Origin of the sequence: Candidatus Tisiphia endosymbiont of Oplodontha viridula, from assembly GCF_964264865.1 — a bacterium.
GTDB lineage: Bacteria > Pseudomonadota > Alphaproteobacteria > Rickettsiales > Rickettsiaceae > Tisiphia.
In genome coordinates this window covers 303,378-317,668 of record NZ_OZ183486.1, presented here as the reverse complement: position 1 = coordinate 317,668, position 14,291 = coordinate 303,378, and the positions used below count along the sequence as shown (strand labels likewise).

The 14,291-nt window shown below is 35.6% G+C and carries 21 protein-coding genes; 15 read left to right on the top strand and 6 right to left on the bottom strand.

What is annotated here, in order from left to right; genetic code table 11:
- The first annotated feature begins 37 nt into the window (after positions 1-37).
- From ACFEL1_RS01595 to ACFEL1_RS01585, 3 genes are read left to right on the top strand one after another with little or no spacing between them, the layout of a single operon-like run.
- Positions 38-379 carry a hypothetical protein gene (locus ACFEL1_RS01595; protein ID WP_342278606.1) on the top strand — a complete coding sequence of 114 codons (342 nt, stop codon included), beginning with the start codon at positions 38-40 and terminating at the stop codon, positions 377-379.
- Positions 380-402: 23 nt separating this feature from the next.
- Entirely contained in the window at positions 403-534 is a 132-nt protein-coding gene (locus tag ACFEL1_RS01590) for a hypothetical protein (protein ID WP_375331242.1), read from the top strand.
- Positions 535-876, top strand: coding sequence for a hypothetical protein (locus ACFEL1_RS01585; protein ID WP_375331241.1), 342 nt, complete (start codon positions 535-537; stop codon positions 874-876).
- Positions 877-885: 9 nt separating this feature from the next.
- Here the strand turns inward: ACFEL1_RS01585 and ACFEL1_RS01580 are convergent, their stop codons facing one another.
- Entirely contained in the window at positions 886-1,383 is a 498-nt protein-coding gene (locus ACFEL1_RS01580) for an IS630 family transposase (protein ID WP_375331209.1), read from the bottom strand.
- A gap of 20 nt (positions 1,384-1,403) precedes the next feature.
- Complete coding sequence (locus ACFEL1_RS01575) at positions 1,404-1,889, bottom strand: helix-turn-helix domain-containing protein (RefSeq protein ID WP_375330797.1); 486 nt, start codon at positions 1,887-1,889, stop codon at positions 1,404-1,406.
- Between the two features lie 92 nt (positions 1,890-1,981).
- Here ACFEL1_RS01575 and ACFEL1_RS01570 point away from each other — a divergent pair, with 92 nt between their 5' ends.
- The 11 genes from ACFEL1_RS01570 to ACFEL1_RS01520 all read left to right on the top strand — a co-directional run bounded on the left by ACFEL1_RS01570 (position 1,982) and on the right by ACFEL1_RS01520 (position 10,955).
- Positions 1,982-3,391 (top strand): hypothetical protein, encoded by a 1,410-nt coding sequence (locus ACFEL1_RS01570; protein ID WP_375331240.1) that lies wholly within the window; start codon positions 1,982-1,984, stop codon positions 3,389-3,391.
- 70 nt (positions 3,392-3,461) lie between these two features.
- Complete coding sequence (locus tag ACFEL1_RS01565; protein ID WP_341761051.1) at positions 3,462-3,716, top strand: type II toxin-antitoxin system Phd/YefM family antitoxin; 255 nt, start codon at positions 3,462-3,464, stop codon at positions 3,714-3,716.
- A gap of 55 nt (positions 3,717-3,771) precedes the next feature.
- Positions 3,772-4,380, top strand: coding sequence for a DUF2460 domain-containing protein (locus tag ACFEL1_RS01560; RefSeq protein ID WP_342278611.1), 609 nt, complete (start codon positions 3,772-3,774; stop codon positions 4,378-4,380).
- Positions 4,377-5,234, top strand: a complete 858-nt coding sequence (locus ACFEL1_RS01555; RefSeq protein WP_375331239.1) for a DUF2163 domain-containing protein — start codon at positions 4,377-4,379, stop codon at positions 5,232-5,234. The genes ACFEL1_RS01560 and ACFEL1_RS01555 overlap by 4 nt, the downstream gene beginning before the upstream one ends.
- Before the next feature lie 6 nt (positions 5,235-5,240).
- Positions 5,241-5,702: an NlpC/P60 family protein gene (locus ACFEL1_RS01550; RefSeq protein WP_342278613.1), complete on the top strand. Its 462-nt coding sequence runs from the start codon at positions 5,241-5,243 to the stop codon at positions 5,700-5,702.
- The gene (locus ACFEL1_RS01545) at positions 5,699-9,481 is read left to right on the top strand and encodes a glycoside hydrolase TIM-barrel-like domain-containing protein (RefSeq protein WP_375331238.1); all 3,783 of its coding nucleotides are present in this window, start codon (positions 5,699-5,701) and stop codon (positions 9,479-9,481) included. Before ACFEL1_RS01550 ends, ACFEL1_RS01545 begins: the two co-directional genes overlap by 4 nt.
- A gap of 8 nt (positions 9,482-9,489) precedes the next feature.
- Positions 9,490-9,825, top strand: coding sequence for a DUF2793 domain-containing protein (locus tag ACFEL1_RS01540; RefSeq protein WP_342278425.1), 336 nt, complete (start codon positions 9,490-9,492; stop codon positions 9,823-9,825).
- Complete coding sequence (locus ACFEL1_RS01535; protein ID WP_342278424.1) at positions 9,810-10,034, top strand: palindromic element RPE1 domain-containing protein; 225 nt, start codon at positions 9,810-9,812, stop codon at positions 10,032-10,034. Before ACFEL1_RS01540 ends, ACFEL1_RS01535 begins: the two co-directional genes overlap by 16 nt.
- 12 nt (positions 10,035-10,046) lie before the next feature.
- A complete protein-coding gene (locus tag ACFEL1_RS01530) occupies positions 10,047-10,250 on the top strand; it encodes a hypothetical protein (RefSeq protein ID WP_342278423.1) in 204 nt (67 codons plus the stop codon).
- A 7-nt stretch (positions 10,251-10,257) separates the two neighbouring features.
- Entirely contained in the window at positions 10,258-10,548 is a 291-nt protein-coding gene (locus ACFEL1_RS01525) for a hypothetical protein (protein ID WP_342278422.1), read from the top strand.
- 11 nt (positions 10,549-10,559) lie between these two features.
- On the top strand, positions 10,560-10,955 hold the full coding sequence (locus ACFEL1_RS01520) for a D-Ala-D-Ala carboxypeptidase family metallohydrolase (RefSeq protein ID WP_342278421.1): 396 nt from the start codon (positions 10,560-10,562) through the stop codon (positions 10,953-10,955).
- A 151-nt stretch (positions 10,956-11,106) separates the two neighbouring features.
- Here ACFEL1_RS01520 and ACFEL1_RS01515 read toward each other — a convergent pair whose 3' ends face one another.
- From ACFEL1_RS01515 to ACFEL1_RS01500, 4 genes are all read right to left on the bottom strand, one after another.
- Positions 11,107-11,397 carry a HigA family addiction module antitoxin gene (locus ACFEL1_RS01515; RefSeq protein WP_341757470.1) on the bottom strand — a complete coding sequence of 97 codons (291 nt, stop codon included), beginning with the start codon at positions 11,395-11,397 and terminating at the stop codon, positions 11,107-11,109.
- A 12-nt stretch (positions 11,398-11,409) separates the two neighbouring features.
- Positions 11,410-11,688, bottom strand: coding sequence for a type II toxin-antitoxin system RelE/ParE family toxin (locus ACFEL1_RS01510; protein WP_342278420.1), 279 nt, complete (start codon positions 11,686-11,688; stop codon positions 11,410-11,412).
- Between the two features lie 259 nt (positions 11,689-11,947).
- On the bottom strand, positions 11,948-12,562 hold the full coding sequence (locus ACFEL1_RS01505) for a hypothetical protein (protein WP_375331237.1): 615 nt from the start codon (positions 12,560-12,562) through the stop codon (positions 11,948-11,950).
- Positions 12,563-12,578: 16 nt separating this feature from the next.
- The gene (locus tag ACFEL1_RS01500; protein WP_375331236.1) at positions 12,579-13,085 is read right to left on the bottom strand and encodes a hypothetical protein; all 507 of its coding nucleotides are present in this window, start codon (positions 13,083-13,085) and stop codon (positions 12,579-12,581) included.
- 466 nt (positions 13,086-13,551) lie between these two features.
- Between ACFEL1_RS01500 and ACFEL1_RS01495 the strand changes: the two genes are divergently transcribed.
- Complete coding sequence (locus ACFEL1_RS01495) at positions 13,552-13,782, top strand: hypothetical protein (protein WP_375331235.1); 231 nt, start codon at positions 13,552-13,554, stop codon at positions 13,780-13,782.
- Positions 13,783-14,291 lie beyond the last annotated feature (509 nt).

The following is a 14,291-nucleotide window of genomic DNA, read 5'->3' as shown; positions in this document are numbered from 1 at the left end:
ATTTAACAATACTAATAGAAAGTAGGAGAAGACAATAATGACTGAAAAAATTATTGACAGGATTAAAGCCCATTTTGATGCTAAGGAGATCAAGGTAATTGAGGTAGCAGAATGGGGAGATGATGAGAATCCGTTATATATTCACTGTTCTCCTTTGACCTTAGCACAGAAGAACCGTCTATATAAAATGGCTAAAGAAGATGATTTGGGCTTAATGGTTGAAGCATTGATTATGAAGGCTAAAGATACTGAAGGTAATTGTTTGTTCAGCAGAGCAGATAAACCAAATTTAATGAGAAACTGTGATCCTGATGTGTTAATTCGTGTCGCAACCTCGATCATGGAGAGCAATGATACTGAGGTAACAGAAAAAAACTAACTAGCCAGCCAGCATTACTTAACATGTTTGCTTTAGCTGAGCATTTAGGAAAAACCATAGCTGAAATCGAACAAATGACAATAGATGAGTGGCATCATTGGCTGGCATATTTTAAAATTAAAAAACAGCACCAATATAACAAATTAACAAAATAAATGAGTTCTAACAATAAAGAAGTCAGAGTAACTTTTAGAGGAGTTGATAAAACCAAAGAAGCATTTGGCAGAATCAAGCAGAATTTCAAGAAACTGCAAGATCAGCTTAGCAGAATTAAACTAGGCTTTGGTAGAATCGGTACGGCAATAACTGCGGCATTTAGTGTAGCAACTTTAAAGAAAATTATCGATAGCGGTGAGGAGATTGGTAAACTTGCTAATAAGCTAGATATTAGCACCCATAGTTTATCAGAGTTAAAATATGCTGCAGAGAGATGCGGGGTGGAGTTTAGTACCCTTACTTCAGGTCTTGAGCAAATGGCAATGAGGGTGTCATACTAATTCCCTAATTTAATTTAGCAAATAATTCATACAACAAATCGATTTAATTAGTGAGGCATTTAAATTTTTAAGGCAGGAACATACTACTATTTCTAGTTGTTCGATTGTGTCATATACTTTATTCTTTATAGTATTAGACTTTAAATATTGCCACAATTTCTCTGTCGGATTCAATTCAGGAGAATATGGGGGTAAATAAAGAATTTCTATATTTATTGCAATAATTAGCTCTTTAGCTTTGTGCCATCCAGCACAATCCATAACAATAATCGCTTTTTGTTCTCCTATCTGTTTAGACATCTCTGCCAAAAATATATTTAAACAAACGGTATTGACATTTGGCATCATTAAAGTAAAATCATCACCTGTGATTGGGTTAACCGCACTATAAACATAGAAATTTTGAAAGCCCATTTTGGCTTTAACTTGAGTTCTGCTACCTTTACGAAACCAACCATAACCTAATTTAGAATGAGTCCCAAAACGTGATTCATCAAAGAAATACAAGTAACTGCTAGGGTTATTTGTTATTGTTTCTTGAAGTTTTTTTTAAACCCTTCATGAGTTTCTTTATTCTGTTTGTAATGCACTGGTCTTGGGGTAATGTATGCAAATTTAAGTTTCTGTAATACTCTATGTACAGCCGATTTACTAGCATCAATCTCCAAATTTTCTTTAAGTTTTATGATGATATTTTTTATTGTCATGTTACAATCGTCTTGTAACCATTTATTTATTGCTTCACAACAATTTTTTGTTAATTTACTTTTTCGTCCTCTACCTTGTTTATATTCAAGGCTTTTATCATTACCTTGAGCAAAGCTTTTTACCCAGTTCCTAAGCGTATTGGTTGTTATATTAAATACCTTACATACTATACCAACACCATTTTCTTTAGCAGCAATTATAGCCATAAGTCTAATAGCAACTCTATTATCTCGGTTCATGCTTGCAAGCTGCTCAATAGCACGTTGGTATAACTCTTCTGTTATTAATCTTTGATGACATCCCATTATATTCCTTTCCTTAATTTATTCATAAACTTGGAATATTATAACATAATCTCATCTTTTTTCTACTATTTATACTAATTTAAATTAGGGAATTGGTATCAGATGCAGCAAGAAACTCCGGAGAGGCAAAAGATGCTTTGAGGTTACTGGGTTTATCAGCTAAAGAATTGAATCAAGTAGCACCCAATGAGCAGATTGGACAAATTGCTGAAAACTTGCTAAGAGTCAGAGATGCTTCAGATAGAACACAGCTAGCAATAAAGTTGTTTGGTTCTGCTGGAGCTGCCCTGCTACCAATACTTCAGCAAGGTGAAGATGGTATAAGAAGGCTTAGAGAAGAAGCAAGGAATCTAGGGCTATCATTGTCACAGGAAGAATGTGAGGCAATGGCTAAGTTCAACACAGAACTATCAAAATTACAGGCAATAATGACCAATTTAATAACCTCAGTATTAGTGCCTATATTACCGTTACTGATAGGATTTTTTGCAGCTATTAGGGAGGGACACCCAGCCATAACTTTTATAATTACCGCAATATCTACTTTGCTAGCTTTGAGATTAGCAGTGTGGTTTATTACTGCTGCTACTGCTGTTAGGGCTTTTACGGCAGCTCTTATAGCAAATCCATTAGGTTTAGTAGCAGTGGCAATATCAACTGTGGTAGCTGGACTTGTTACCTTAACTAAATGGTTTAACAAATCAACTGAAGTAACTAAAGAATTTAATCAGACTTTAGAGGAAACCAAAACATTAGCAGCAATAACCATCCCCAAAGCGTCACTTGAGGTAATGAGTCAAAGGAACGAATTGCAAAACGAAGCAAAACGGATATTTGAACAAACTAGGACACCGCTGGAAAAATATAACATGGAAATGGAGAAACTAAATAAACTGCTTAAGCAAGGTTTAATTGACCAAGATACTTATAACAGAGCTATGGAACAAAATAAACAATTACTTGGTAATATGGCAAATGAATCCGAAGATGCATTTAATTTGATTAAAGATCGTTCCAAAGATGCAGCAGATAGTTTAATTAATAATTTTGCCAAGGCTGCCTTTGGTGTAGGTGATCAGGTAAAAAGTTTAAAAGATACTTTTAGTGATTTTTTTAAACAGTTGCAAGTTGATATATTAAAGATGACGCTTAAACAGGCTTTCTCCTCGGCTAGCGGAGGTACATTTGGTGAAATGTTTGGCGACGGAGGAAGTTTGGGTGGGATAAGCTCCATTTTTGGAGGTTTGTTTGCAAATGGTGGTACGGTAAAGCCCGGTAAAGCACATGTGGTTGGTGATGGTGGTGAGCCTGAGTTGTTTATTCCCAATAGTGTTGGTAGCATTGTACCCTTTAGCAAACTGGAGGCATCGGGTGCTAGCAACAACAATATTGTAGTTAACATGAATATTCAAACCCCGGATATTAGCTCATTTAACCAAAGCAGAAGTCAAATTGCCGCTGATATGGCAAGGCAGATAGCAAGGAGTTCTAGAAATCTGTGACATATAACTTGACAAAAATTTGTACGTAACGTACATTTGAGTAGTAGATTTAAAAGGGTACAATCCTACTATGAATTTTATTACCACTGTAGAAGCAAGAGAACATTTTTCTGAAGTACTGAATCGTAGTGCTTATGGGAAAGAAAGAATCATTTTTACAAGGCGAGGAAAAAACCTTGTTGCCGTAATACCTATGGAAGATTTAAATTTGCTTGAAGCTCTTGAAGATAAATTAGATGTAGAGGATGCAAGAAAATCCCTAGAAGAAGCCAAGCAACATGGCACTATATCTCTAGCTGACTTTAAGAAAAATGAAGATATTTAGAAGATATATATATAATAATCTTAACTCTCTGATTAACAAGCTAATTTAATCATTTATGATAGTCTTTGCTGAGGTGCAATTTCCGCCTGAGATATCTTATGGTTCTAAGGGTGGGTCAATATTCTCAACTAACATCGTTACAACATTTAGTGGTCATGAGCAACGCAATATTAACTGGCAAATGGCAAGAAGCAGATATGATATTGGTAGTGGTATCAAGACGCAAGCCCAGTGGCAAGAGCTAATAAGTTTTTTTCGGGCAAGACGTGGCAGAGCTATAGGTTTTCGTTATAAAGACTGGTCTGATTATCAAGGTATAAATCAGTTATTAGGCAAAGGGGACGGTCAAACAAAAAAATTCCAATTAGTTAAAAATTATATTAGTGGTGGATATATTTATGCTAGAATTATAACTAAACCAGTAAAAAATAGTTTTTGCAAGATTTATCTTGATTCTTGTGTAGTGCAAACAGAAGAAATTGACATTGATTTTACCACTGGCTCAATTGTCTTTGCTCAACCTCCAAGAAGAGATGAAGAAATAAAGGCAGATTTTGAATTTGACGTACCAGTTAGGTTTGACACGGATCACCTTGATTTATCGATGGATAGCTTTAACATAGGCTCTTGGGGTAATATTCCTCTCATTGAAATTAGAATATGAGAAATTTACCGCCAACATTAACTCATCACTTAAAATCCGAGGTGACAAGTCTTGCTACTTGCTGGAAAATTACTAGACTGGATAAAATAATTTTAGGATTTACTGATTATGACCAAAATTTACTAATTGATGATTTGCAATATGACTCTATTGCTAGTTTTACTCCAACCAATGTTGAGAGTAGCAGTAACATGGCAGTAGATAATCTTGACTTATCAGGGCAAATTTTTACCCCTAAAATAAATGCTAGCGATTTACTTGCTGGTAAATATGATTTTGCTGAAGTTGAAATATTTTTAGTGAATTATCAAGAGCCAAATAGTGGTAAGCTAATACAAAAGCGGGGAGTATTAGGGGAAGTAACTTTAAACAGTAACATGTTTTGTGCTGAAATAAGAGGGCTTACACAATTCTTATCACAAACAATGTGTGAAACTTATCTGCCTCATTGTCGAGCTAATCTTGGTGATACAAAATGCAAGTTTAACTTGCAACAGCCAGGATTTACTGTGGAAGAAACAGTATCGAAGGTGATTGACCAGCAAAGCTTTTTTGCCCAAAGCCTTAATCAGCCCAATGGCTGGTTTACTGGAGGTTACGTTATTTGGTATAGCGGTAATAATCATGGACTAAAGATGGAAGTAAAAGATTTTGTTGATACAAAGATAATATTAGCTCTACCAATGCCTTTTGCTATTAGTGTATCTGATAAATTTGCTATTATTGTTGGTTGTGATAAAAATAGTAAAACATGCATAGAGAAATTTCAAAACATTGTCAATTTCCGTGGTGAACCTGATTTGCCCGGCATAGATAGACTGATGAGTACTGCTGGAACACGTAAATGTAACTAAGTAATAATGATCAGCGGTAAAGATATAGTAACAGAAGCAAGGACATGGCTTGGCACTAAGTATCATCACCAAGGCAGACTGAAGAGAAGTTATGCCAGCAATGGCGGTGTTGATTGCATTGGGCTGATTATGGGAGTTGCTATGGAACTAAGGCTAGTTGGGGCAGATGGCAAACTATTAGCAGAATTTGATGAAACTAGCTATTCTCCTCACCCTGATGGGGTAAGATTAAAGCAGTTTCTAGATTTACATTTAAAAAACATTGATACCAACCAAATAAAACTAGGTGATGTGCTATTGTTTAAGCTATTTAGGCATCCCCAACATGTTGGTATAGCCAGCAACTATTTTAGTGGAGGTATAGGCATTATTCATTGTTATTCAGGTTCAGGTCAAGTAGTTGAACATTATTTATCAGCTGCATGGCAAAGAATGCTAGTTGCAGCTTATAGGTTTAGCTACCAATGACCAATGCCATATTACCAGTAGCAGGAGCGGTAGGCGGCTTTTTCATTGGTGGATCTGTTGGAGCGATTATGGGTGCTAATTTGGGTATGGCAGCCAATAATCTTTTTTTACCAAGAAAAAAGCAAAGTATTAAATTACCTACCCAAGAAGGGTCAAGGCTTAGTGACCTAAGAGTGCAGCTATCAAGTTACGGTGAAGTAATACCTAAAATATACGGCTCAATGAGGCTTGCTGGCAATATTATTTGGGCTACTGATATTAAAGAAGTGGCAACTGAGCATGAGCATTCTGAATGCCAAAACAGTGGTGGTAAAGGTGGCGGAGGTAGGCAAACAGTTATTACTACTCAAAGTACTATCACTTATAGCTATTTTGTTAGCCTAGCAATTAGCATATGTGAAGGTGAAGTTAATGAAATTATCAGAATTTGGGCTGATAGCAAGTTGCTTACTGAAGATATCTTAAGAAGTGATCAGGGGAAATTTAACATTCATCTTGGTACTGAAGAACAAATGCCCGATGATATTATTGGTAAGTACAAATCTGCTCAAACATATCCAGCCTATAGAGGTTTATGCTACGTGGCAATAGAGGATTTTCCTCTTGAGCAGTTTGGCAATCGCATTCCGAATTTTACCTTTGAGGTTAAACGTTTAGTTAAGTTTAAGCCAGCAGTAGAGGATAAAATTAAAGAGGTAGTATTAATCCCGGGAGCTGGGGAATTTGTTTATGCTGATCAGCTTTATACTAAACAAGATGGTATGAATATTGGCAATAGCTGGACGCCACTAAAGAACAAACACTATCTTAACATGCATAATTATGCAAACAAACCTAATATGTTTGTAGCACTGGAGCAAATGGCAAGGACTTTACCGAACCTTGAGTGGGTGGCATTAGTAGTAACTTGGTTTGCAACCTCTAGCAGAGCTGTTGATTGTCGCATTGTACCTAAAGTAGAATATTATGGTGATAGCACAAAAATGTTACCAAATGATTGGCAAGTAGCAGGAGTTGCTAGGTCACAGGCTGAAGTAGTGCTTTACATCAATGAATTTACTCCAACCTATGGTGGTACTCCTTCTGATGATAGCGTAGTAGCTATTTGTCAACATCTTAAGAAGTGTGGATATAAAGTAACGTTTTATCCCATGATCTTTGTAGATGAACTTGAGCCAAAGGCGAAGCCTTGGAGAGGGAGGATAACAGCTACCAGCGTCAGTGAAATTGATAACTGGTTTAATAACCCGGTCTCAGGATATAATAGTTTTATTATGCATTATGCAGACCTTATGGTTGGACAAGTTGATGCATTCATTATTGGCTCTGAAATGGTTAGCCTAACCTCCTTTACCGATAGAACTGGATCATACCCAGCAGTTGAGCAATTTATTCAGCTAGCTTCTATGGTAAAAGCAAAATTAGGTAATACTCTAGTAACATATGCTGCTGATTGGACAGAATACCATCATACAAATGGTGGTTGGTTTAATCTTGATCCACTTTGGGCTAGTCCAAACATTGATTTTGTCGGTATTGATGCCTATTTTCCGCTTACTGAAGATTTGCCACATTCTCAGATTACCGAAGAGCTTATTAAAAAAGGCTGGGAAAGTGGTGAAGGATGGGATTATTATTGGGACTGGCAAAGGAAGCAAAAATATTATTTTGCCGCTGAATCACCACAAACCCCTGATAAATATGCTTGGAAAAATTTACAACATTGGTGGACAACTGTACATCATAACCCGAATGGTAGAGCTACTAATTGGCAACCGAAGATGAAGCCTATATGGTTTACTGAATTTGGTTTTCCGTCAGTAGATGCTTGCAGTAATCAGCCTAATGTATTTTATGACCCGACTTCTGTTGAATCGTACTTTCCTAGAAATTCTAAAGGTAGAGTAAATTTTTTAGCTCAACGTCATGCACTAAATGCCACACTAGATTATCTAGCAGAACGTAATAGTAAAGAAGGCTGTGAGCAACTGATACCAAAAAGATTTGTTTGGACTTATGACGCAAGACCTTTCCCTTTTTGGCCTGACTTTAAAAACATATGGCAAGATGGAATATTATGGTCAACTGGTCACTGGATTAACGGTAAGCTGGGAGGTTCAAGCCTTGGGGCTATTGTTGCTGAAATTTTAGCAAGTGTTGGATTAAAGCCTACTGATTATGATGTATCTAGACTGACTCAAGATGTTTATGGCTATATTATCAATCAGCATATAACGGCAAGAGAAGCAATAGAACAATTGCAAAGTGCCTATTTTTTTGATGTAGTAGAAAGTGATGGCATTCTTAAGTTTATGCTAAGACTTGAGTCTATGAGTAATATAGATATAGAAGAAGATAATTTAGTTACGGTAGGTACAGATAGCAAAACTACTATAGAAATAAGCATTACTCAGGAATTAGAGCTACCACAAAAAGTAAGTGTTACTCATATCGACTGCCAACAAAATTATGATTTAGTCACTGTCCAATTACAACGGCAGGCAGTTCAAATCACAGAACAAGTAAATTTTTCATTACCAATAGTGTTAGATGAACAATCAGCCAAACAAATCGCTGACATTACCCTATACAATGCTTGGCAGGAGCGAATTAGTTACCAACTAACTCTGCTTCCCCAATATGGCTTTTTAGAACCAACAGATATTATCAATGTTATCTGTACAGCAGACGACAATCAAGTGCAGCATCAGTTAAGGATTGTTAAAACCGATATGCAGCGTTCAGGGTTGATGAAGATTTTTGCTACTAGCTTTAATATGGCTATGTATGACTTTCATAGCGACACAAATTATCTTACGTCAAATTATGAATTACCAAAACCAGTAGCTGCAACCATCATGGAGCTAATAGAGACGCCTACGCTGCCAACTGATGCCAAGTCAACCCAACCAATTCTACGCATAGCCATAGTGCCTGATGGTAGCAACTGGCAAGGAACAGCTATATATAACAGTAGGGATGATGGTTACGATTACAAATTGCTAGCAACTACCACTGTACCATCAGTTATGGGCGTGGTAACTAATCAGCTGTCTTTTGGATATACAGTAATTTTTGATTGTCATAACGAAATAATTGTACAATTGCTTTATGGATCATTATCAAGCGTCAGCGAACTTGCGTTACTAAATGGATCAAATGCTGCCTTGATAGGTGATGAGTTAGTACAATTCCAAAATGCTGAATTAATTGGTGACCATAAATATAAGTTAACAAAATTGTTGAGAGGTAGACAAGGAACAGAATGGGCTATTAATAAACACCAAGTTGCAGATAAATTTGTTCTTCTAAATTCAGCAGTTATGGCAGTCAATCTAAATCATCACTTAATTGGTCGGAAGTTACTCTACAAACCCGTGTCAGTCGGTAATTCATTTGGTGAAACTAATACTATAGAGAGCAGGTTTATGGCTAGAAATCTTAAACCTCTTGCACCAGTACATACCAAGTCTGAAAAAGATAAGCAAGGTAACATTATTATCAGTTGGATTAGACGGAGTAGAATAGATAGTGATTGGCGTGATTATGTTGATGTACCACTTGGCGAAGAGTTTGAAAAATATCAGGTTGATATTAAAAGTGGTAATAATGTTATTAGAACCCTTGAAGCCTCAAGCCCAAATGTTATATACAGCAAACAAGCACAAACAGCTGATTTTGCCTATGCATCAGAGATACCGGTAAACTTAAACGCCAGCATTTACCAACTCTCCAGCCAAATCGGCAGAGGCTATGGGACAACTTTAACGTTGCTCTAAAAATTACTATGTCTTACACTTCTAGGTTAAAGCTACCCTATATCCATAGTGGGCAGGCACAAAAGGAGATTACTCATAACGAAGCACTAACTTTACTCGATATCCTCATTAATCCAGTGGTAGAAGCTACTCAAGTAGCTATGCCACCTCAAGATGCAATGACTGGACAGCTCTACATAGTTAGTCAACATCCTCAAGGTGAGTTTATCAGCCATGCAAATAAAATAGCCCAAAAGTTGGAGATTGGTTGGAAGTTTGTTACTGCTCCTAAATGGCTGGAAGTAACACTTGATAGTAATGGCAGCAAATACCGCTTCGATGGAAATAGTTGGATAAAATCATAGTCCAAATTCTCAATCTAAATCTAACCCTTAACCAAAATTCTAATCTAAACAACATATCTCTTTTGAAACTTGCTTATGCTGAGGAATTTAAAGAAGCCACTTCACTGCGAACCGCAGCGGACGATGATGTACGTGAGGAGCAGAGTACCGGTAGCACGAATAAATTACCAGCAGAAGTAGAGTTTCGAAAGAGATATAATAACAACTAATGAGAAATTATTATGAACATACTACAAGGTTTTAAAACTATTACCTTCAATATAGTAGCAATAGTGGCAAGTTGGCTTGCTAGTGAGCATGGTATTGAAGTACCAAAAGAGCATCAAACTGCAATTACTATCACAATTGTATCCCTTGTCAATATTGTCTTACGGTTTCTTACTAACACTCCTATAGGCGGTAGAAAAAACAAACGTCAAAAATAATATTCTCATGAGATTCACAGAAAAACGCATATGCGAAGTCTTAAGAAGAGAAATATTATTAAGTATAGAGGTACATCTTGAAAAAGCCATAGAGAAAGGCGTGATAAGTGCATTAAAGTCCTTTGGTGCAGATATGGACAACCAACAAGAAGTACAATGTGATTTTCATTTTTTAAGGAAACTTCGCAAACGCTCAGAAGAATCAAGTCACATGCTGATACGGGCTGTAATTTCAGTAACCATAGGGACAGCAGCTGTAACCTTGTGGGAAGGCGTAAAGATAATATTGCTTAAATAAATAATAATAGTATGAACAGCAAATACTACCTACCATACTTTACTCACCAAGAGCTAGCCTGCAGGCAAACTGGTCAAATCATTTTAGCTGCAGGTTTTGCTGAAAAATTAGTTGCCTTGCGTAGCAAATTTAACTGTCCCATGCAGCTTATCTCAACCTGTCGTTCTAAAGAATACAACCGCAAAATCGGCGGTGTACCAAATTCTTTCCACATCTACGACTATCCACGTTATGGCTTTACCGGCTGCTGTGCTATTGATGTAGCTACTTCAGACAACACCATTAAAGGAAACCTTATCTCACTTGCTTGGCAGCTAGGCTGGTCCATCGGCATCAACAAAAACTTCACCCATTTGGATAGACGGATTGATTATACAAACCTGAAACAAACAATTTTTCTTTATTAAATTACACACAGTTCAAGTAATTATTATATTCTTTTGCTCTTAAGAATTGATGGGATTACTCAGACGTTTCTTGTATTATAAGTGAATGTATCAAAATATTAACAGAACCTAGTACACACATTACAATTTACAAAAAAGTTATAAATCTAATTTAAGCAGACATGTGAAGTAATATTTTAACATGGGAAACATCAATATTTTTTTTGGCATTCCATATATCATACTGTTGCTGAAGATTAAGCCAGTATTCAGGGCTTGTGTTTGGAAATGCTGTAGATAAACGAATAGCCATAGAAGAACTAATGCTAGATTTTTCATTGATTAGAAATGATAAAGTTTTACGGGTAACTCCAAGCGATAGAGATGCCTCAGTGACAGTTAAATTTAAAGGTTCTAAATATAATTCTTTTAATATACTACCCGGGTGTGGGGGATTGAACATATATACCTCGCTTTAATGATAATCCAAATAATCAACGTCATAGGCATCTCCATTACTAAAACGAAATATCAGACGCCAGTTACCATTAATTTTAACTGACCAAAAGTCTTTCATATTACCTTGCAGCTTGTGCAGTCCGAGTCTTGGTAAATTCATGTTTTCTACCTTAGTTGCAGCATTTAAGTTAGCCAGTAACAGCCTGAGTTTTTTTATATGATCACTTTGTATTTTTGTAGTATCGCCATTATTAAAGAAATTGTTTAGACCCTTATGGCTGAAAGTTTTGATCATATCATAAATAATATTACCTTATTATGATTGTAACATATAACGTTATAGTTATCAAGCTAATTATCTATCCTAAACTAGGATATGAATAAAAAGCAAGGCGGTTCAATTGCAAATAAAACTAAATTTATAACTTAGACGAACAAACAAAGTAGTTACCAATTGAATTTTATAGTTTCAATTTAATAGATATTAATTAAAAAACCCAACGGACTTGGTAAAACGTATATTTGCAGCAAAACTGCTTTGCAATCTTTTAGCATTACAAATCACATTCTGAACCTGAGTCGCCAAGTAAATTGTTGGTAAATTCTTCATTTACCAAGTCATAATTGTAAAAATTGTGTTCCTGTGCTTTGGTGGCAAAATCTTGCCCTTGAGCAGCAGCATTAACCATAATATTACTAATTTTATTGTAAGCCGCAGCCTTAAAATTTTCATCCTTACTTAGGCTGAATGCGTGGTGATAATATTTTTTGGCTTGCTCAAATAAACCTATAGATTCAAAATACTCAGCTTGATTTAGTTTTATATCAGGGTTTCTTTTATCTTGTTTTAACCATGCTTTAAAACATTCTTCTATACTAAATTCATTATTAACTACTTTATAGCAGTCAATCGCTTTAGCATATTCACCTTTGTTAAAAAATAGCTGACCAAGTTTCTCATATATTTTTGGTAGATGACTGTTCGCCTCTATAGCTTTTACATAGTAAGCCAATGCCCCATTTTCACCATTCTGCTCAACGATATTAGCTAAGCAACTATAGGCTATAGCCTTAAGATTCTTACAGGCAGGATAGTTTGGATAATCCTCTAGATACTTTATAGCTTTGTGATAATAAACTTGGTCAAGTCTATCTTCATCAATATGCAAACCGCTAACTTGGTACTCAAGCCGGTATATCTGGTATATATTCTTTTACTTTTGCCTCCTCTAGAGCTTTTAATTTAGCTGCTTCTTCTATTGCCTTAGCTTTCTCTTGCTCTCTAAGCTTTGCCTCTTGCGCAAGTCTCTCAGCTTCTTGTCTAGCTTTTTCATCTGCCTCTGCTTGTTGTTGCCGTTTTAGCTTTTCAGCCTCTTGTTTGGTTTTATAAGCAAGACCTTGATTAATCTTTAAGGCTTCTGCTATCTCCTTTGCTACAACATCTCCTATCTTGTTAGAATGAAGGGAAAGAGTAGTAATATAGGGATTAATCTTTAAGGCTTCTGCTAGACCTTTCACTCCTACATTTCCTATTTGGTTATTTTGAAGGTAAAGATGAGTAATAGATTTATTATCCTTTAAGGCTGCTGCTAGTTCCTTTGATTCTTTATCTCTTATCTGTTTATAACTAAGGTTAAGAGTAGTAATAGAGTTATTTCTTATTTGTTGTATAATAGTTTTGTCTAATGGCATTTTTTCCTCTCTTTTATTTAGGTCAAAAGTGATAAGTACTTAGTAGTTATCACTAAAGTACTGTTATTCGATCTGTATCGCCGACATTAGCATAGTCTTTTATGTCATATAACTAATCCGACTAATATTACTCCATCTATTAGCAAGAAGCCGCTTTGTGACAACGAAGCAATTGTAAGTTGTCATTCTTAGCAACGGCGGGAATCTAGATACCTGTTTTCGCAGGTATGACACAAAACAGGATTGCCTCATCTTCTCTCAATGATATTTTTTTAGACTTACACAGCCCTATTCTATTATTAAAGTTATACGCTTTATATAAAATATATGATATATTTTGATATGTAAAGTATATTTATAAAAAATTTGTGGGAATATAAAATTTGGCGGGAATAAAATATGATGTAAATTGTGATTTTTTATGATATAATAACTCCCCTGCAATACAGATACTACAGGGGATTATATGCGAAGAGTTGTTGTCAAATTTAACAAGTCAAAAGATATCGAAAATCTTAAAAAAATCATGCAAAATGTTTACGCAAGTAATAGTGATCATTTACCGGATATCGCTAAATTTCACTTGGGCGAGAAGATTTTTATACCGAATCAGGTAGAGGAAGCGAAATTGCATATAATAACTGCGAGCGAGGTTAGGCTTAAATCTTTACTATTCTTAGGTTGTCCTGACTATTAACATAGATGATGTATTTTAGCTCTCTAACATTACTAGGAATCCGGTTTATTAGGTTTTTCAGATTATCTCTACCAACTCGGCTACCTAAGTTCCAAGGTAGCTATATTGTAGGGAAGTTATTATATCATAAAAAATCACAATTTACATCATATTTTATTCCCGCCAAATTTTATATTCCCACAAATTTTTTATAAATATACTTTACATATCAAAATATATCATATATTTTATATAAAGCGTATAACTTTAATAATAGAATAGGGCTGTGTAAGTCTAAAAAAATATCATTGAGAGAAGATGAGGCAATCCTGTTTTGTGTCATACCTGCGAAAGCAGGTATCTAAATTCCCGCCGTTGCTAAGAATAACAACTTACAACTGCTTCATTGTCACAAAGCGGCTTCTTGCTAATAGATGGAGTAATATTAGTCGGATTAGTTATATGACATAAAAGACTATGCTAATGTCGGCGATACAGATCGAATAACAGTACTTTATTGATAACTACTA

What these genes read in the sequence shown, in the direction of transcription:
- ACFEL1_RS01585 (WP_375331241.1), top strand. Translation starts at nt 535, where the DNA reads ATGAGTTCTAACAATAAAGAAGTCAGAGTAACTTTTAGAGGAGTTGAT.
- ACFEL1_RS01500 (WP_375331236.1), bottom strand. Translation starts at nt 13,085, where the DNA reads ATGCCATTAGACAAAACTATTATACAACAAATAAGAAATAACTCTATT.
- ACFEL1_RS01565 (WP_341761051.1), top strand. Translation starts at nt 3,462, where the DNA reads ATGAATTTTATTACCACTGTAGAAGCAAGAGAACATTTTTCTGAAGTA.
- ACFEL1_RS01510 (WP_342278420.1), bottom strand. Translation starts at nt 11,688, where the DNA reads ATGATCAAAACTTTCAGCCATAAGGGTCTAAACAATTTCTTTAATAAT.
- ACFEL1_RS01520 (WP_342278421.1), top strand. Translation starts at nt 10,560, where the DNA reads ATGAACAGCAAATACTACCTACCATACTTTACTCACCAAGAGCTAGCC.
- ACFEL1_RS01560 (WP_342278611.1), top strand. Translation starts at nt 3,772, where the DNA reads ATGATAGTCTTTGCTGAGGTGCAATTTCCGCCTGAGATATCTTATGGT.
- ACFEL1_RS01590 (WP_375331242.1), top strand. Translation starts at nt 403, where the DNA reads ATGTTTGCTTTAGCTGAGCATTTAGGAAAAACCATAGCTGAAATCGAA.
- ACFEL1_RS01545 (WP_375331238.1), top strand. Translation starts at nt 5,699, where the DNA reads ATGACCAATGCCATATTACCAGTAGCAGGAGCGGTAGGCGGCTTTTTC.
- ACFEL1_RS01530 (WP_342278423.1), top strand. Translation starts at nt 10,047, where the DNA reads ATGAACATACTACAAGGTTTTAAAACTATTACCTTCAATATAGTAGCA.
- ACFEL1_RS01575 (WP_375330797.1), bottom strand. Translation starts at nt 1,889, where the DNA reads ATGGGATGTCATCAAAGATTAATAACAGAAGAGTTATACCAACGTGCT.
- ACFEL1_RS01495 (WP_375331235.1), top strand. Translation starts at nt 13,552, where the DNA reads ATGCGAAGAGTTGTTGTCAAATTTAACAAGTCAAAAGATATCGAAAAT.
- ACFEL1_RS01550 (WP_342278613.1), top strand. Translation starts at nt 5,241, where the DNA reads ATGATCAGCGGTAAAGATATAGTAACAGAAGCAAGGACATGGCTTGGC.
- ACFEL1_RS01555 (WP_375331239.1), top strand. Translation starts at nt 4,377, where the DNA reads ATGAGAAATTTACCGCCAACATTAACTCATCACTTAAAATCCGAGGTG.
- ACFEL1_RS01540 (WP_342278425.1), top strand. Translation starts at nt 9,490, where the DNA reads ATGTCTTACACTTCTAGGTTAAAGCTACCCTATATCCATAGTGGGCAG.
- ACFEL1_RS01525 (WP_342278422.1), top strand. Translation starts at nt 10,258, where the DNA reads ATGAGATTCACAGAAAAACGCATATGCGAAGTCTTAAGAAGAGAAATA.
- ACFEL1_RS01595 (WP_342278606.1), top strand. Translation starts at nt 38, where the DNA reads ATGACTGAAAAAATTATTGACAGGATTAAAGCCCATTTTGATGCTAAG.
- ACFEL1_RS01515 (WP_341757470.1), bottom strand. Translation starts at nt 11,397, where the DNA reads ATGTTCAATCCCCCACACCCGGGTAGTATATTAAAAGAATTATATTTA.